We start from the raw sequence: 15,602 nt of genomic DNA on the forward strand, positions 1-15,602 counted from the left end.
CACAAGCAGCGGAGTTGCGCCAATGGCGCCCACCCAGCCTTTCCAGACCGTGCAAGACGAAAAGACCGCGGTGCTCGCCGAACGACATGGTCGACCAGCCGTCATCAACCTTTGGGCGACCTGGTGTCCTCCTTGTCGTCGAGAGATGCCGATGCTCGCAGAGATGGCTCGTGAAAATCCGGACGTGGATTTCATCTTTGCCAACCAGGGCGAGAACCGTGAGGCAATCCAAAGCTATCTTCAGAGCGCAGGTATTAAGCTCAACTTTATACTGCTTGATCCGTTTCTTGCGCTGTCCCGCCACTATGGAGCTCAAGGGCTACCTGCAACACTGCTGGTCAGAGCTGATGGAACGTTAGCGACGTCTCATCTAGGGGAAATCTCAAAGGAGTCGCTCTTGGAAGCCATTTCCGTCCTTCAAGAGTGATCAAGAAAATTCAATGAACCTTCGACACGACTGTCAACATCGCCCGGATCGGGGCTTATCTTGACCGCCGCTAAGCTCGTCTGGCTACTTTCGGCTTGCGCTCAGACATCGATGCATTCCACGCGTCTGCGAGCTGCTGCAGTCGATCCTAGAGTGCAGGCCATGTACGGCGTAGTTCAGGACGGCGGAGGCCTCATACCCGCGGTCGATGTGGCCAAGATGGATCCCAAAAATGTCCGCCAGATTGCCAACTACCGCACCGGATACGCTCTTGGAACAATCGTGGTCTACCTCCGCGCGAGGTTTCCTTATCTCGTCATGGAGAACGAAAAGGCGATGAGATATGGCGTCGGCGTGGCAAAGGCTGGTCTGGAGTTTACCGGAGAGGCGGATATCGAGCGTAAAGCTCGATGGCCCGGATGGGTTCCGACGCAGGATATGATCAAGAGAGAACCGGATCGTTATGCTCCCTTGGCCGACGGCTTGCCGGGCGGCATCGCCAATCCACTTGGAGCGCGGGCTCTCTATCTCTATCAGGGTGGGAAAGACACTCTGTACCGCATCCACGGGACCAATGAGTCGTGGTCGATCGGCCAGTCCGTCTCGTCTGGATGCGTGCGGATGCTCAACCAGAACATTATCGATTTGCATAGCCGCGTTCCGAAGGGTTCCCGCGTCGTTGTGCTTGGACCGGAAGAATCCGGAAAAGGAGAGTTTTGATGTTTTCGCGAAGAGATCTTTTGACCACGAGCCTGGCAGTTGCTGGTGGCCTTATGCTTGTAAACCGCAGTGCCGGGGCTCAGCAGATGTCGATGAACGAGGTTTTCTTCGACAAGGAGGCGCCAGTGCTTGGTAATCCCAAGGGAAAAGTCACAGTCGTCGAATTCTTTGATTACCAGTGCCCATATTGCAAGTCGTCTCACCCGATGGTGAACAAGGTCGTCAAGCAGGACGGTGACGTACGGCTGATCATGAAAGACTGGCCGGTTTTCGGAAACGCATCGATATTCGCCGCTCAAGCAGTGCTCGGCGCGGCCCAAATCGGAAAATATGAGATCGCCTTTGAAGCGCTGATGAAGACCAAAGGAAAATTGTCTGAGGAGATGGTCGAAAAGACCCTGACGGGAGCAGGCATTTCCATGAAGGAGATCGCTGTCGCTGTGAACAAGAACAACAAGAAAATATCCGGACTTCTGGACCGAAATTACAACCAGGCTCTGGGCTTCAATTTCGCGGGCACGCCGGCATTCGTGATCGGCAAGACGATTTATCCGGGCGTACTTGATGAAAAGGGATTGAAGGATGCAATTGCCAAGGCGCGCGCCTGACGTGTTTGACCAACTCGGCCAAGAGGAAGCCCATTGCTTCGACTAGTTTTGAGCGGGTGAGGCGCTGCATTGCACTTCCTCTCCTCTCCTATCTGTAAAAACTCGCAAGGCAGCGACGGAACATTTCTTGTCAAAAGCGGTTTCTCCGCGAGGAGGAAAGTCAGATGGCTTCGACCGCATCGCGTGTAAAACGTCATACATCCCATGAAGTGAATGAGTGGATTCGCAAGGAGACCGAGGATCGGCTGAGGTACTATGAAGTCCATCCGCATGAGATTGAGTCAAGGCTTCAACAACTTGATCAGGAATGGGACGTCGAGCGCACGCTAGAGGCCAACGCGTCCACGCTGGCCTTTACCGGTGTGATGTTGGCCGCCACGGTTGATAGAAGATGGCTGGCCCTGCCCACTGTGGTGACTGCGTTTCTGTTTCAGCACGCTGTACAGGGTTGGTGTCCTCCGCTTCCCATTCTTCGCCGTCTTGGTTTCCGCACCGCTGAGGAGATCGGTCAAGAAAGATACGCTCTTAAAGCCCTTCGCGGCGATTTTACCCAAGATGGTGGTGGAAAAATGTCGACGATATTGCGTGCTGTTGGCCTTCGGAAGTTTTTACCCGTCGAAACGCGTTGATTGGCGACCGACATATCGAAGCTTACGCGGCGTTTTTAAAATTCACCGGACAATTCGCGCTGCCGGCGATCGAGTTCCTCGCTGTAACGGCGCAACGTGTGACTTTCGCTGAGCTGCCCGACGACTTTCCGCTAAACAAGATCGTTTACGACTGCAAGCGCTTCACTCTGGGTCTTGTCAAACATCATCCCGCCTGGCGTGCATTCATGTGCGGCTGCAGGACGTCGTTCTGAAACCTTGCAAAGTCCGTAATTCTATCTCAGCCCTCCTCGCGATCGACCAGTCCTGCGTATAATTCCGGCACAATGACCAGGCCCGCGTACTTGCCGGCATCATCGACCAGAAGGACCCTTTGGGCGGCACCAATTGGAAAGGCTTCCTATGAACGCGATCGACAAGTCCCTTTTGGAACTGGACATCAGCCTGGGCCGGCTGCTGGACACCATCGACGGTGCCCGCGATGTGCCGCTGATCATTTCCTACGATGGCCGGCCGGTGAAGCCCGGCTACCATGTCACCGACGTGAAAGCCGGTCAGTTCGCCGCCCTTGATTGCGGCGCCAACCCGGAAGCCTGGTCGGAAATCTTCTTGCAGCAGTGGGACATTGAGGAAGGCGACCGCACCCATATGCCAGCGGGCAAGTTCGCGGCGATCATCCGCAAGGTCTCGGAGCACGTAAAGCTAGATGGATCGGCGAAACTGACATTTGAGGTGAGCGATGGGATCCGGCCAATGCAGCTCTACTGCGGATCGATGCCAAGGCTTCGCGATGGCGCATTGCATGTTGAACTCGCGCCGCATCCGGCAAGCTGCAAGCCGCGCGATCGTTGGCTTGAGCAGGAGAACCGGAAGACAACACAAGTATGTCGCGGACTGAGCGCCGCCGAAAACACATGCTGCGGATAAAGCCGCAGCACACTTGGCGTCCGCAAAATTAGAGGTCCGCAGCGCTACAGGGGAAAGGATGCTGACAGGAGCTTTGCCGGTACTGCGGGGTCGTCCGCATCGGTAACGAGAAGCAGGTCCAGCCTGTCATTTCCCATGTGAGCGCTAATGCCTTCCACCTTCTCTGGCTGTTCGAGCCGGTGCAGCGAGAGCAACTGCCCTGTCGTGTCGACGATCCCGATCGCGGCCCCCACGCAACGTCCATCCAGATACGCGTCGTCGGTGTCTTCCGCCACGGCGCAGAACACCACGTCGCCATTGGGTAGAGCCGCCGCATCGGTGATGCAGAGCGGAACGCCCTCGATCACACCGAGATTCACCCTCGTGATGGCGGATGGCGCAATCGCAGCGGTACCGGGACCTCGCACAGCCTCGAGAACCGGCAGCAGCGGATAATGGATGATCGCGTTTTCGATATGTTTCTTGTTGCCCCGCTGAAAAAGCAGGAATTCACCGCCAACCACGGCTGCTCCCTCGATGTTGAGGTCGGCCAACGCTTGAAGGAGTGGGCCAAGCAACGGCGCCATATCGACTTGCGCGGGTGAACCACTAACTGCACCTTGTGGATCAAGACCAAGAAGAACACCTCGTCCGCGGTTTGGCCTCGATGCCGACCCCAGAGACAGCAGAGCACCACACGGAAATTCTTCGAAAGCTGGAATGAACACGATCGCCTCCAGGTCCGGCTTTTGGCGTTTTCGATCAGCTTTGACGATGGGCAAGTCACCCGCAAATAGGCGGATCAAACGGCCCGGCTCATTGTCGCCCGCGGAAAATACACCAAGATATAGCTCGTCATCAGCCACGACATAAATGTGTGAGCCGACGCAGACCAGACCGCTCGCGGCGCTTATATAGGACGGCCGCGTATTAGGTCTTTCGGGAAAGACATCCAGTGTCCGTAGTTCGGTCGCGGTAATCATCCTATTTTGCTATCATTATGAACGCCCTGCATCTACCGGCTTAGACGCGAAATACGGAGGCCTTGACTGAAATCGGACAGCAGGCGCTGATTTCACGCCTTGATGGTATTTGAACCCTCGACCCGCCAATCAATTGACACCAAGGCTCTGATTATATGTCATAATGCCCTCTATAACATATCGGAACTCACGCTATGGCCCGCCGACCAACTCGAAATGAAAGCGCTCCGGTCGAGCGCAATGCTGCCGTCCAACGGGCTTGGATCGGTCGACACAATTACGTCATTAACGCCGATACCGTCCTAAAGGATGTCTATCGGTTGCTCAGCCTCGTGATGGGTGACCGCGCCGTCGCTTTATTGCCGGATGACGATCATCATCTTCTCGTCGGCTTGCGTGATCAGTTCGTTGAAGATGAGCTTGTCCATCTCTTAATTGGCACAGCGGTAATGAACCGGTCACACGACGATCACATGAGTGGTCCGCGCCGCGATGAAGATGAGCTGAGCTTTGTACCGGTTACGTTGATTTGTGGGACGCTGACCACTGAAGGTCGGACAGAGACGGTTACCGAAGACCTGTTGCTGCGGGAGGCCTGCAATAAGATCATTCATGCTGATGAGATAAGGGTCGATGCTGAGACAGTTGAAGATGCGGCATTCCCATTTCTTCCGCATAACGTCATATTGATTGGCCGTGCCTACGGCCGGCCTTGGCAGGGTGTCTTAAATGTTCCTAACTACGTGCGTGCAACGATCATGAATTTCCGGGATATTCGATGAGCGACCTTGTCCTGTTTTCGGCAAGACTGGCGGCAGCTATGGCCAAGGTTCAGATGAAGTTTCTGGAATTCTTCACCGCCCAGATCCGCCACGGTAATAAGCTTGCCGATTTTTAAGAAACCGCCGACCGCAAACGGCAACCGAAAGATGCGTGACGGGCATAGCATCACCCAAGACCAGCCTCCGCGATGAAAGAGGTCGGCTTGTTTCTCCAGTGGGACTGATCGGACGCGACGAGTAAGATGCGCTTAGCACGGGTCAGGCCGACGTAGAACAATCGCCGAGATTCATCGTACGCCTCCTGCGTCGATGTCGAAAAATGCGGGATACTGCCCTGATTCATACAGATCAGAGCAACGCCATCAAATTCGCGTCCCTTGGAATTGTGCAGCGTAATCAGCTTGAGCGCCTGCTCAGGATTGGCAAACAGGCCCATATCGGAGATTAGCAGATTTGCCAGGTCAACCTTACTGGCTTTCATGTCGGATAGCATTTCCTCAGCGGAATCGATCAGCGGCTGTTTGGTGCTGCTAGGCAACCATTCCTCTTGTTCAAGATAGTCGCCAGCTTCGCGGGCGATGGCGCGCAGCCAAGCGACGCCGCCCGGATACTTTTCAGCAAGCGCACGAGCGAGATAAATCAGGCCAAGCGCCAACCGACGCCCTTCATAACTGAACATGTCGTATCGCGAATTACCGGTGATGTCGCCGATGAGCCGAAACAGCGCCCGCTCCACCCCCGGGAGTCCGAGGTAATTGCCGGCCTCGGCGCAAGCTCCGAGTTGCTCGGCAAGCCCGGCAAGCAGTCGCTTGCGTTTGTAGGGCCGCGCACCAGGGCCGAAGACAGGCACGTCCAGTTCTCTGAGGGCACGGGCAACGGGAATGAGATGTGTCCACCACGGCGCAAGAATTGCGGCCTTGCCGAGCGGGATGCCGGCATTCTGTAAGGCGGGCAGAAAATAGTCGGTGATGGCGTCAATCGGCCTTTCGACATGAACGTAGTTCACTTGTGCCGCGATTTTCGCGGCATCGCCCGCCGCCTGCATCCGCGGCACGGTCGGGATCAGTGTCGATGCAGCGCCGACAATCTCCGGTCCGCATCGGAAGTTGCCGGTCAAAGTCGTATCTCGGTGCGCGTCGATCTTATTTCCAAACTGATCGGCAAGTTCGGGACGCGCACCTGCGAAGCTCATAATAGACTGATTCTGGTCACCTACGAGAAAGAAGCGGGTATGGAGGAACTCCTGGAGTGCTCCGAAGATGGCGACCTGGATGTCCGTTGTGTCCTGAAATTCGTCGATGAGCAGCCAAGCAAAGCGGCTCGCGATGCCGCGTCCGACGAACGGATGCTGTTCGAGGATCTTCCATGAATAATAGAGGATCATCGCGAAATCGAGGTATCCGTGGGCGCGGACCCGCTCCCAATAGAGCGTGGCGGATTCCTCTGTGACAATGCCTGTCTCGATCCCTTGGCCGCAGGGTTCGCCGTTTACGTCGATACGAAGCGATTCATAGTCCTCGAATACCTGGCCGGCGGGCATGCGACCGAATGCATCCTCCACCGCCGTTACAATCTGCTCAAACTGACTGTTTTCCCGGGAGAGCACCTGAAACGAAGCTGGCACTTCGGGTAACAGCCAGCTATAGGGACGAAGAATGAATTGCAGGCAGAAAGCGTGGATCGTGGAGATTTCACAGCAGTCTGCAATCGCGTGATTGCCGTAGGTGCGTAATCTGGTCTCGATCTCATCGACTGCAGCATTGGTGTAGGTAATGCAGCCGATGAACTGTGGCGTTCCGACAACCTGATCGGCCAGTGTCAGCAACTTCGCGAGAATGACCCGCGTCTTGCCGCTTCCTGGGCACGCGGTCAGAAGCAGATTGCCATCATGTTCAACGGCCTCGCGCTGTTCCAATGTAAGCCGGATCATTCCGTGAGCCACTCATACGCCTCCTCGATATAGGCCGGCAGATCAGTTGCGAGGTGGGCGTAGCGCGCAGCAATCTGCGCGAAACGCGCCTTTCCAAAGCGCTTGGCGGTATTGAGCGTGATACGGCCAAGTTCGATACGGAGTGCTGTCTCGTCGGCAGGGCTCAATCGTCCGAGCGCAAGCGTTGCGAACCCCTGCTCCATCTGTGCGAGGATCTGCGGCGCGTCGAGAGCACGGACGGTCTCGATAAGCATAGGCAGGCGCCCAAGCGATACAAGTTCTCGTTCGAAAGTGGTGGCGCCCTCAAACGTGGACACAAACTCGTTTTCCAAGGCGACGAGATCTGGAGTGCCCATATCTGGATCGAAGTCCTCGGCGTCGGAGGGCTTCATGTCAGCATCGGCCACGATGGCGCATTTCTTCTCGAGCGATCCGGCGCGGAACAGCTTGGCATAGACGTCAAAATGGACGCCATGAATCGCAATAAGCGAGATACCGAGCCGCTCGAGCTTCACGCCGTACACCTGCTCTATTAGTGCCGGGATCAGGAACATCTCGGCTGGCCCTTCGACCAGCATAACCTTGCGGGCGTAGAGCAATTCGCTCTTGGTTGCGTCGAGATAGCGTTCGAGATCTGCAATCTCTGGCGCGGTCAGCGCCGCATTGAGCGCGAGATTGCCGGCTGCGACAGTCGCGTCTTCGCGCTTGGTGAGCGATACAATGCTGCTTAGCGGGACTTGCGAGGTCACCTGAGTGCTATGACTGGTCAGGATGGTCTGCACGCCGATCGCGCGCAGCGCCGCGATCAGCGAGAATTGCAGCTGAGGATGTAGATGCGCCTCTGGCTCCTCAATCAGGATCAACTGGCCGGCCGAGCGATTGAGCGCGATCCGCCGCTGTAGGTATTCCATCAGGATCGCGATGTAGAGGATGTTGTTCATACCGAGACCGTTGCGGCCGGGTTCGAACGAGGTCAGTGATAGGTCCGACAGAATGATTTTCAGGTTGCGGATGATCGCGCGGAACGTCGCGGCGGACAGGCCGAGCGCGGCGTCCATCTCGAAGGCGGGGCCAGCGACATCCTTGAACCTTACGTCTATTGCCCTTGCTATCTCGGCAATAGTCGCCGAGCTCGCGATCGCCTGATTGGCTTGGTCGAGGACGGCAATCAGGGCATCCTGCTCGGTCGCATCGATCTCGAACGCCTCGATTAGGCGGATGAGCGGTGACTGGCGGGGATTGCGCAGGTCGTTCTCAACATCGCGGAGCGCGGGCAGATGAACGAGAAGGTAAGATTGCAGATCGGCGAAACGGACGGACTCACCAATCCCGTCGTCATTCCATGCAATGTCCGTGAGGTCGATCGCGGGATCGCCGCCACCCCGGATTTCCCACTGATAATCCTCAAGAATCAGCGCCCCGGGTACGATGTCGCCACTTGCAAGCTGCTCCCGGACAGCTGGGCGCGGACGGAAGCGGTAGAATATACGCGCGCGGTCCGCAGCCGTCTTCCAGGTACTAACCAGCGCCTCTTCGTTCACCCGTCCCTCGAACCCAGCCAGTTCAATTCCGATCAGAACCTGGCTGGGCTGGGCGATATCGATCGCGGAGTGGATGTCCTCGCGCATCAGCGCCCGGAAACTCGACGGAAGCATGTTATCTAGACAAAGTTGGATTGCGCGAAGGATCGCGGTCTTGCCAGTATTGTTTTCTCCGATGATACAGCACAGATCATCCGCGACATTCAGGTCGAGTGACGCGAACGTGCGAAAATTCTGGATCACTATTCGAGCTACTCGCATCACCCCCCCGGCTGTCGCGCGGCCAAACACCGCGATTCATGGTTGCATTAAGGGGATGGCCAAGACAAGTGTGTGATCAATCTCGCACAGCCTCAGAATATTGCAGGGATCCTATGACTACCAATTTAAAAGCGTTTGTTGACCACAGTTCGAAGAACGAAAGCCATCGAGTCGGTGTTCATACACGGAGGTCACCCCAAGCGCTTATAGTGGCGATTGGAGTGCTGCCGATGCCCTGCTTGCCGGATGCGACACCTGGTTTAGTGTCGTGGCAGGATTGATGCCAGCCCCGGCGCTCGCGCTCACACGTGCGGCACAGTCCGGAGACGCAGCAGAGGCGCGCCGGCTGAACGAAGCCTTCGGTGAACTATGGTCCTTGTTCAAGCGCCACGGCAGCTTTCGGGTCATGTTCGCACTGGCAGATCAGCTGGGTACGGGGCGCTTACAGCCGCCGCTTCCCGTGTTGCCGTTGTCGCAAGACGCGAATGCCGATGTCGCACGCGCATTGGAGATGATCGAAGGCGCTGCCCCGCATAAATCGCTATATGCCTAACTCGCCGTGGCAAAAATTGGATAAGCCTGAGTTCTTTACTTGATGGCCGCTACGCAGGACATGCCGGTCTTTGCTGAGAAGAGGCATGGCCATAAAGACAGTCGCGCTTAGCTGTCGATGGTCATATTGTAGCGCTCGGCAAGATTTATTAATGGGCCAAAAACGCAAGTTATGGACGTCACCGTCGTATACACAGCATTGGAAGCAACTATCTTCAAGATGCTGATATCCCAAATTGAATACATGATGGTACATCCCGTGGCCAAGGTCAGGCCATCTAGTAGATGCCGGAGTGAATTCTTCGATATGACCGGCCGTTTGGCTCGGATTGAGTCAAAGATCGTTATCAAAACGACGTAACCCAAGGTGATCGAGAACAACCACAATCCGACCCGAGATTCTATGAGAGCTTGGTCCGCAGGGACTGGTGAAGCCGGGAGATTTGGACTTTCAGTCACCTTCTGTCTCTTCTTTTTCTACTCTTATTTTGGGTGGATTCAAAATTACGGCTGACGCCGCAAAAGTAGCAACTGACATAAACGCTATAATCAGCGTAACGACACCGCTACTGGACAATATCGCCGTGCCTTGAGCAAAAAATCCAAAAATTCGAGGCAAAACACTCTCGCCTAGGACTGCAACTAGACCAGCCGCGCCTAAAGCACCCCTCAGCTTTTCCAAAAGCTGGTAGCCACGACCGCTCCTTACAGCTGTTTTCCTGCTAGAAAAATTTCCGCGGCTCATCTGTCTCTTTGGCTACTATCGGCTGTTAAAAACACACATCTTGCTTAGCAGGCAAATAACCCTGGGGCGAGTGGTTTTCAACACTCGACCCCATGTTTTGCCTATGGCTGGAGAGGCGAAGGTTAGATGTATTATGCCTAGCTAGTGACGGGCTATTTCAGGATAGCCGGACACCCTCAGAATAATATATTCGCGTGACCTCGGTCGCGATAAGGCCGCTTACGCTACCCATGATGATCGTCCGCGGCCTCTCTGATGTAAGAGCCAAAGCCAAAGGCAGAGCTCGTCAGGCTTTCACATACTCGGAGGTCCCCGCGCCGTTGTGGCCAGCGGGATTACTCGTTGAGCGAATCTGGGTTTGCGACCAGAGCTTTGGCATTGTTCAAATTTCCCCAGTCACACTAAAATCTTCGCGATACTCTTGTCTGTTTTTCCGACATGAGTTACATTGATGACGGATAAATGGACATGCGAGGAAAAATATCGTGTTCCCTGCCCGCGACTGTGAAGCTGCTATCCGCAATGAGATCGATACTGCCATCCATGATCGGCCTGCTCCCCGAGCGTCGTGGGAGCCCGCAGTCGACTCGTTGATCATGGTCCGAGTGGTGTTGCGTATAGAGGAGGAATTCGCTCTCCGCCTGCCTGACGATGTCATGCCGGCCGGTGGCTTCAACAGCGTCGAACACTGCGTCACAACTGTGATGAAGACATGCCGTGAGCTGTGGAGAGTGAACCAGCCTGAAAGTGAGGAAGTGTAACATGGCACGGACCCCCGTCGGATTTTCAAGGTCGAATCCCGATGCTGCCGAGCTTGGCAAACGCCTTAAAGAGGCCCGCGAATATGTGGGCATAACGCAGGAAGAGGCAGCAAACCATCTGAGTGTCCGTCGCTCGGCAATCTCGGAGATGGAAGCTGGCAAGCGTGGAGTTGGCGCCCTCGAGATGAAAAGTCTGGCCGCTCTCTATGAGAGGCCAACATCCTGGTTTACCGGCGAGATAGAGCAGCATGTGCCCGAGGACGTCGCCTTCCTCGCACGCACTGTGAGCGATCTGTCGGAAAATGACAGAGGTGAATTGGCAAACTTTGCAGAATTCCTTCGTTCTCGCTCGAAGGTGAATAAGAATGGCTAAAGCGCCCTCACGCGACGCGGTCCTTAAAGGCATGCGGGCTGCGCTTCGCCTGCAGCGAGACCTCGGCCTGGATCTGGGCACTGCTCGAGGCCATCGCGTCGATGTGTTTGGCGCGATCTTCCGGCAAAACGTGCCCCTGCTTTTCCGGAAGCTTGAACCACTGCTAGGGGCCTATCTACGCGAGGACGGCAATCCTGGAATTATTCTGACGACGCGTCGTCCGCTTGGCCAGCAGCGCTTTACCGCAGCTCATGAGCTTGGTCACCATGTGCTCAACCATGATCCCCATGCCGACGATGACAGTATTTTACGTCGGTCGCCGGATCACGCCCGCGACTACATGAATCTTCCACCCGCAGAACAGGAAGCGGATGCCTTTGCATCGTATTTCCTCGTGCCTGACTGGTTGATCACGACGCTGATGCAGCGTCAACATTGGACACCGCAGCATCTTCAGAGTGCCGATTTTGTCTACCAACTAGCGCTGCGGCTTGGCGCAAGCTATCGCGCTACACTCTATGCGCTGGTGCGCAACAGAGTGATCGGGACAGGAATTCGGCAGCAACTCGTTAAGGCGCAGCCGGCAGCAATCAAACGCGCACTTGTGCCGGACCATCCAATTGAATCGACGCAGAATATCGATGTCTGGCACTTGACTGAAAGGGACGAGGGTACGGTCATAGAAGCCGGCCGTGACGACTTGTTCGTCGTCAAGCTGCGCGAGGACAGTAGCGCTGGTTACCTGTGGAGCTTCGAAGAACTAGAAAAGGCTGGCTTCGCGATCCTGAAGGATGGACGGGAACAAGTCGCCGAAGGCGTGGTCGGTGCCCCCACTATTCGGCATGTGCTTGCCCGTGCGGGCGATGCAACCGCGCATGGCGTCTATACCCTGTGGGAACGGCGCCCTTGGGCGCCGGACGACGATCCAAAACGCTGGTCATTTGATTACCGGCCGGTCTATTCGCACGATGCAGGGCTGTTTCGTCCCTCCTTTAGAGACGCGGCGGGTGCCCGTTGATGATTAATATCCTCGCCGATCTCAGAGAGCAGCTTGAACCGGTGCGCGATCAAGGACGCCGCCCGACGTGCTTATCTTTCGCGGCAAGCGCGGCGCACCGGTCTGCGCACAGGCACCCCACTGAATTGTCTCCCGAGTGGCTGTATTACCATGCCACACGACGAGACGGGTTACGTCCGGACCAGGGTTCGACAATCGAGGCAACCCGCGCCGTGATCTTGAACGAAGGACAGCCCGATGAGGTTTTCTGGCCTTATCAAGGTCGCAATGCGCCGCCCCAGCCCTACCAGCCGCCTGACCAGCTTCCCATCGTAGTACGCTGCAGTAGTGGTCAACGTAACAGCAAGGCGGAGCGCTGGCGCGCTGAGATCGATGCGGGCTCAGCCGTCGTCATCACAGTGTTCATTTCTCCTGCTTTTTTCCAGCCGCCACAGTTTGTCGGACCGGAAGCGCTTATGGTCGAGGATCTGATCCCAATCGATCCTGCAATGGTGCATGCCGTTGTCCTGGCCGGACACGGCGACCTGAAGGGTGCAAAGTACTTTCTGGTCCGAAACTCCTGGGGGCAGGGATGGGGATGGGCCGGTTATGCCTGGATTACTGAAACATACCTCACCCGCCGGTTCGCCGGTGCCTTCGTTATCCAACATGGAGCATGCGACGATGTACAATCCCATGACACCCGCACCTACCCCGGTCTCCGCGTGGGTTAGGGCAGCGCGCCGCCTGAAGGCCGATGGCGACCAACACGGGCTCATGCTCCATATCGAAAATCCGATCGGATTTGTCGCGGGAGAAGATGAGATCGTGTGTGAGGTCGACGCTTTTTTGCGCGACCATGACAAGTGCGGTGTCAGCACGGTCGCCAACACAATCTTCCCCGCCGCTCTTGATCGAGGCGACGGAATCGCAGCTCTGACAGAACGCTACATGCAGGTCTACGAGCGCCGTATGCATCGCCAAGGCGAATGGGGCCGTTACTTTCAACGTATGGTCGCTTGGCCCAAAGGTAGCGGGAAAAATGCTGGTACTGTCAATCAGCTTGCCGAGAACATTGCGTCTCTCCGGGCAATGAGGAGTGGAGAAGCCAAGTTCTTCGGCAATGTAACTGAGATCGCACTGTTCGATCCGGCGCGCGACCTTCGCAAGAAAATGAACCGGCAATGCTTGAGCTTCATTGAGCTGAAGCCCGAGCGCAACGGCAATTCGTGGCGGCTGAGTATGATGGCCGTCTATCGCAACCACTACTATGTGCAGCGCACGTTAGGTAATCTGATCGGCCTCGGGCGCCTATTGGCGTTCATCGCCAATGAGGCGGGTTTTGAAGTGGGAAGCTTGACGATCCAGTCGACGCATGCGTGCCTCGATCCGGACCTACAGCGCGGCGAGGTATTTGAACTCATCAGCGCCTGCGCCGATCCGGCGGCAGTAACAGCCATGCCCGATAGAAACAATGTGCAGCATCTAGCGAGCGCGTAGCAACTCATAGCTTGCTATAGAAACAAGGATTAATGCTATGACACATAAGAACCTACCGGCATTTGAAGGCATTGGGCAGGTCGAAGTCGATTTTCTCGGACAGCGCATTGTCATCGGATGCATCGAGGGCGAAGAAGAAAAAACGCTTCGCTTGGCCAAACGTTTTGAAATTGACGCGGGCGAAGTGACGAAGGCTGTCTCAGCCGAGATCGAACCGATCCAGGCCATGTTGATGGCCGGCATTCTGACATATGAGCAACTTGAGGAAGCGGAGGCTGGTCATGGCAATGGCGTCGATTAACGCTACGCGCAAGTCAACTAGGCGTGTGGAGACCTCCGTTTCCATGCGGGACCGCCAACGCGCCCAACACGAACACGATTTGAAAAACCATTTCGACATTTTATCGCTGTCGCGCCAGGATCGGCTGAAGCATTATGGTTTGCATTTCGCGAAATACGCGGGTCGGTTTGCGCGTGGCACCTCAGAAGTCAAGACGAGGAGAGAAACGCTCGTTGACGCTTTCCTCGTCGTGCTGAGTGCAGCCAATGCGCTTAACCAGGCACTGGCAGATCTGGAGCATGATTCTCCAGTCGCTGAGGTCCCCACTGACCTTGCGTTCACTGATCACGCCGGCCGTTTCGCTGACGCATGCGAGAAGATTGATCATCTCGAAGAATTTCGTGCGATCGCGCTTGCTGCGAACGCCGGACTTTCCGAGTGGCTCTTTTGCAGTGCGGCAGCCGTCGGTCTAGATCTCGACGCTCTCATTGACGAGCGTCGCCAGCAGTTGGCGCGAAGGCAGGTATTTGCGCAGGAGAAATGAATGTTTCTGTCGGGTGACATCATTGCCGATCAAGGTAGCAACTGGATTACTCCATTCGCCGCGTCACGTGTTGATGGGGCTGCCTATACACTGCGCATTGGGGATGAGGCATTCGTTAGTCCCGAAGGTCGGGACACCCGTAAGCCAGGCTTAGTACAGCGTTTGGAGCACCAAGCTCCCATCGTGATCCCGCCCGGCCAATTCGCTTATCTTACGACACGAGAATTTGTCTCACTTCCTCACGATTTCCTCGGCTTTATCAACATGAAGAGCACGCTGAAAAACAGCGGTCTTGTGAACGTGAGCGGATTTCACGTCGATCCCGGATACAAGGGCAAGCTTCTATTCGCCATATTCAACGCGGGACCACAGACCGTCACCGTGCGTAGCGATCAGGATGCATTTTTGATCTGGTTTGCACGGCTGGACGGAGCAACAGAGAAATACGCTCGCAAGAAGCCCGGCTTCCGGGAGATTGACTCGACATTGATGGGGCTGTTGCCGACTGAAACAGCATCGCTCAACTCGCTCAACAAGCGGATGGACGAAATCGAGCGGAGGATTTCCTACGTTCAGGGCATATTGACGATTGCTGGTACTTTCGCGGTTGCTGCGATCTCCGCCGTGATTGCAAGTATAGCTTACAAAACTTTAGGAGGGCCATAAATGGCAGATGCTTACGTTCTTAATGAACACCTCAACGGCGAGGACCGTTCCAAAATCGAAGCGATCCTGCAAGCTGCGGGATACAACACACGTTACGACGTTCCAAATAGTGTATCCTCGTTGAGCCCCGATACCGACATCGGCGTCGTCGGTCTTCCAGCCGCGCAAGAAGATATCGCGGCAATCGATGCCCGCACGACCGCGTTTGCCGGTGCAGGCATTCGGGTCGTTGCGATTTGGCTACATGCCGATGAGGAGGGTACAGGAGGGTCACCAGAATCAATAGGAAAATATGCCACGACGGTGGACAGCGATTCTGCGGATTTGACTGCGACGTTGACGGGCGAGAAGGAAGTGTGGGAACAACCCGGCGGCGAACAAAAGCCAAGACCTGACACACGACGAAATAAGTGCTGAT

Annotated in this window: 18 protein-coding genes and 2 pseudogenes; 15 read left to right on the forward strand and 5 right to left on the reverse strand. The window is 55.8% G+C overall.

Going from position 1 to position 15,602, the window contains the following annotated elements; all coding sequences use genetic code 11:
* Window positions 1-22: 22 nt before the first annotated feature.
* From ACQY1L_RS24625 to ACQY1L_RS24640, 4 genes are all read left to right on the forward strand, one after another.
* Window positions 23-427, forward strand: coding sequence for a TlpA family protein disulfide reductase (locus ACQY1L_RS24625; RefSeq protein ID WP_430246493.1), 405 nt, complete (start codon window positions 23-25; stop codon window positions 425-427).
* A gap of 162 nt (window positions 428-589) precedes the next feature.
* Window positions 590-1,147: a L,D-transpeptidase gene (locus ACQY1L_RS24630; RefSeq protein ID WP_430262256.1), complete on the forward strand. Its 558-nt coding sequence runs from the start codon at window positions 590-592 to the stop codon at window positions 1,145-1,147.
* Window positions 1,147-1,755 (forward strand): DsbA family protein, encoded by a 609-nt coding sequence (locus ACQY1L_RS24635; protein ID WP_430262209.1) that lies wholly within the window; start codon window positions 1,147-1,149, stop codon window positions 1,753-1,755. The genes ACQY1L_RS24630 and ACQY1L_RS24635 overlap by 1 nt, the downstream gene beginning before the upstream one ends.
* A gap of 164 nt (window positions 1,756-1,919) precedes the next feature.
* Window positions 1,920-2,384 carry a hypothetical protein gene (locus ACQY1L_RS24640; RefSeq protein ID WP_430262211.1) on the forward strand — a complete coding sequence of 155 codons (465 nt, stop codon included), beginning with the start codon at window positions 1,920-1,922 and terminating at the stop codon, window positions 2,382-2,384.
* A gap of 35 nt (window positions 2,385-2,419) precedes the next feature.
* Here ACQY1L_RS24640 and ACQY1L_RS24645 read toward each other — a convergent pair.
* Window positions 2,420-2,763, reverse strand: a pseudogene (locus ACQY1L_RS24645) (chloride channel protein); the annotation flags it as partial.
* 2 nt (window positions 2,764-2,765) lie between these two features.
* On the opposite strand from ACQY1L_RS24645, the gene ACQY1L_RS24650 reads away from it, so the two are divergent.
* A complete protein-coding gene (locus tag ACQY1L_RS24650; protein ID WP_430262213.1) occupies window positions 2,766-3,290 on the forward strand; it encodes a DUF6428 family protein in 525 nt (174 codons plus the stop codon).
* Between the two features lie 44 nt (window positions 3,291-3,334).
* On the opposite strand, the gene ACQY1L_RS24655 is transcribed toward ACQY1L_RS24650, so the two are convergent.
* A complete protein-coding gene (locus tag ACQY1L_RS24655; protein ID WP_430262215.1) occupies window positions 3,335-4,252 on the reverse strand; it encodes a DUF6929 family protein in 918 nt (305 codons plus the stop codon).
* 194 nt (window positions 4,253-4,446) lie between these two features.
* Between ACQY1L_RS24655 and ACQY1L_RS24660 the strand changes: the two genes are divergently transcribed.
* On the forward strand, window positions 4,447-5,034 hold the full coding sequence (locus ACQY1L_RS24660) for a hypothetical protein (protein WP_430262217.1): 588 nt from the start codon (window positions 4,447-4,449) through the stop codon (window positions 5,032-5,034).
* Window positions 5,035-5,200: 166 nt separating this feature from the next.
* Here the strand turns inward: ACQY1L_RS24660 and ACQY1L_RS24665 are convergent, their stop codons facing one another.
* Both ACQY1L_RS24665 and ACQY1L_RS24670 read right to left on the reverse strand, forming a co-directional pair.
* Window positions 5,201-6,976 carry a UvrD-helicase domain-containing protein gene (locus ACQY1L_RS24665; RefSeq protein WP_430262219.1) on the reverse strand — a complete coding sequence of 592 codons (1,776 nt, stop codon included), beginning with the start codon at window positions 6,974-6,976 and terminating at the stop codon, window positions 5,201-5,203.
* Window positions 6,961-8,766, reverse strand: coding sequence for an ATP-dependent nuclease (locus ACQY1L_RS24670; protein ID WP_430262221.1), 1,806 nt, complete (start codon window positions 8,764-8,766; stop codon window positions 6,961-6,963). The genes ACQY1L_RS24665 and ACQY1L_RS24670 overlap by 16 nt, the downstream gene beginning before the upstream one ends.
* Window positions 8,767-8,971: 205 nt before the next feature.
* Here ACQY1L_RS24670 and ACQY1L_RS24675 point away from each other — a divergent pair.
* A pseudogene (locus ACQY1L_RS24675) lies at window positions 8,972-9,319 on the forward strand (dihydrodipicolinate synthase family protein); the annotation flags it as partial.
* Between the two features lie 450 nt (window positions 9,320-9,769).
* On the opposite strand, the gene ACQY1L_RS24680 reads toward ACQY1L_RS24675, so the two are convergent.
* The gene (locus tag ACQY1L_RS24680) at window positions 9,770-10,063 is read right to left on the reverse strand and encodes a hypothetical protein (RefSeq protein ID WP_430262223.1); all 294 of its coding nucleotides are present in this window, start codon (window positions 10,061-10,063) and stop codon (window positions 9,770-9,772) included.
* Window positions 10,064-10,825: 762 nt separating this feature from the next.
* Between ACQY1L_RS24680 and ACQY1L_RS24685 the strand changes: the two genes are divergently transcribed.
* From ACQY1L_RS24685 to ACQY1L_RS24720, 8 genes are read left to right on the forward strand one after another with little or no spacing between them, the layout of a single operon-like run.
* The gene (locus ACQY1L_RS24685; RefSeq protein ID WP_430262225.1) at window positions 10,826-11,197 is read left to right on the forward strand and encodes a helix-turn-helix domain-containing protein; all 372 of its coding nucleotides are present in this window, start codon (window positions 10,826-10,828) and stop codon (window positions 11,195-11,197) included.
* Window positions 11,190-12,215 (forward strand): ImmA/IrrE family metallo-endopeptidase, encoded by a 1,026-nt coding sequence (locus ACQY1L_RS24690; RefSeq protein ID WP_430262227.1) that lies wholly within the window; start codon window positions 11,190-11,192, stop codon window positions 12,213-12,215. The genes ACQY1L_RS24685 and ACQY1L_RS24690 overlap by 8 nt, the downstream gene beginning before the upstream one ends.
* On the forward strand, window positions 12,215-12,928 hold the full coding sequence (locus tag ACQY1L_RS24695; protein WP_430262229.1) for a C1 family peptidase: 714 nt from the start codon (window positions 12,215-12,217) through the stop codon (window positions 12,926-12,928). The genes ACQY1L_RS24690 and ACQY1L_RS24695 overlap by 1 nt, the downstream gene beginning before the upstream one ends.
* Window positions 12,879-13,694 carry a hypothetical protein gene (locus ACQY1L_RS24700; protein WP_430262231.1) on the forward strand — a complete coding sequence of 272 codons (816 nt, stop codon included), beginning with the start codon at window positions 12,879-12,881 and terminating at the stop codon, window positions 13,692-13,694. Before ACQY1L_RS24695 ends, ACQY1L_RS24700 begins: the two co-directional genes overlap by 50 nt.
* 37 nt (window positions 13,695-13,731) lie before the next feature.
* Window positions 13,732-13,995 carry a cell division protein ZapA gene (gene zapA / locus ACQY1L_RS24705; RefSeq protein WP_430262233.1) on the forward strand — a complete coding sequence of 88 codons (264 nt, stop codon included), beginning with the start codon at window positions 13,732-13,734 and terminating at the stop codon, window positions 13,993-13,995.
* Window positions 13,976-14,518 (forward strand): hypothetical protein, encoded by a 543-nt coding sequence (locus ACQY1L_RS24710; protein WP_430262235.1) that lies wholly within the window; start codon window positions 13,976-13,978, stop codon window positions 14,516-14,518. Before zapA ends, ACQY1L_RS24710 begins: the two co-directional genes overlap by 20 nt.
* Window positions 14,519-15,184, forward strand: a complete 666-nt coding sequence (locus ACQY1L_RS24715) for a dCTP deaminase (protein WP_430262237.1) — start codon at window positions 14,519-14,521, stop codon at window positions 15,182-15,184.
* Window positions 15,185-15,601 carry a hypothetical protein gene (locus ACQY1L_RS24720; RefSeq protein WP_430262239.1) on the forward strand — a complete coding sequence of 139 codons (417 nt, stop codon included), beginning with the start codon at window positions 15,185-15,187 and terminating at the stop codon, window positions 15,599-15,601.
* Window position 15,602 lies beyond the last annotated feature (1 nt).

Source organism: Neorhizobium sp. DAR64862/K0K3, assembly GCF_050500185.1.
In the GTDB taxonomy this organism is placed as follows: Bacteria; Pseudomonadota; Alphaproteobacteria; order Rhizobiales; family Rhizobiaceae; genus Neorhizobium; species Neorhizobium soli.

Excerpts from the sequence above, each read along its gene's own strand:
- ACQY1L_RS24635 (WP_430262209.1), top strand. The coding sequence starts at position 1,147 with ATGTTTTCGCGAAGAGATCTTTTGACCACGAGCCTGGCAGTTGCTGGT.
- ACQY1L_RS24625 (WP_430246493.1), top strand. The coding sequence starts at position 23 with ATGGCGCCCACCCAGCCTTTCCAGACCGTGCAAGACGAAAAGACCGCG.
- ACQY1L_RS24680 (WP_430262223.1), bottom strand. The coding sequence starts at position 10,063 with ATGAGCCGCGGAAATTTTTCTAGCAGGAAAACAGCTGTAAGGAGCGGT.
- ACQY1L_RS24630 (WP_430262256.1), top strand. The coding sequence starts at position 590 with ATGTACGGCGTAGTTCAGGACGGCGGAGGCCTCATACCCGCGGTCGAT.
- ACQY1L_RS24655 (WP_430262215.1), bottom strand. The coding sequence starts at position 4,252 with ATGATTACCGCGACCGAACTACGGACACTGGATGTCTTTCCCGAAAGA.
- ACQY1L_RS24695 (WP_430262229.1), top strand. The coding sequence starts at position 12,215 with ATGATTAATATCCTCGCCGATCTCAGAGAGCAGCTTGAACCGGTGCGC.
- ACQY1L_RS24720 (WP_430262239.1), top strand. The coding sequence starts at position 15,185 with ATGGCAGATGCTTACGTTCTTAATGAACACCTCAACGGCGAGGACCGT.
- ACQY1L_RS24690 (WP_430262227.1), top strand. The coding sequence starts at position 11,190 with ATGGCTAAAGCGCCCTCACGCGACGCGGTCCTTAAAGGCATGCGGGCT.
- ACQY1L_RS24685 (WP_430262225.1), top strand. The coding sequence starts at position 10,826 with ATGGCACGGACCCCCGTCGGATTTTCAAGGTCGAATCCCGATGCTGCC.
- ACQY1L_RS24710 (WP_430262235.1), top strand. The coding sequence starts at position 13,976 with ATGGCAATGGCGTCGATTAACGCTACGCGCAAGTCAACTAGGCGTGTG.
- ACQY1L_RS24650 (WP_430262213.1), top strand. The coding sequence starts at position 2,766 with ATGAACGCGATCGACAAGTCCCTTTTGGAACTGGACATCAGCCTGGGC.
- ACQY1L_RS24670 (WP_430262221.1), bottom strand. The coding sequence starts at position 8,766 with ATGCGAGTAGCTCGAATAGTGATCCAGAATTTTCGCACGTTCGCGTCA.
- ACQY1L_RS24715 (WP_430262237.1), top strand. The coding sequence starts at position 14,519 with ATGTTTCTGTCGGGTGACATCATTGCCGATCAAGGTAGCAACTGGATT.
- zapA (WP_430262233.1), top strand. The coding sequence starts at position 13,732 with ATGACACATAAGAACCTACCGGCATTTGAAGGCATTGGGCAGGTCGAA.
- ACQY1L_RS24700 (WP_430262231.1), top strand. The coding sequence starts at position 12,879 with ATGTACAATCCCATGACACCCGCACCTACCCCGGTCTCCGCGTGGGTT.
- ACQY1L_RS24660 (WP_430262217.1), top strand. The coding sequence starts at position 4,447 with ATGGCCCGCCGACCAACTCGAAATGAAAGCGCTCCGGTCGAGCGCAAT.
- ACQY1L_RS24640 (WP_430262211.1), top strand. The coding sequence starts at position 1,920 with ATGGCTTCGACCGCATCGCGTGTAAAACGTCATACATCCCATGAAGTG.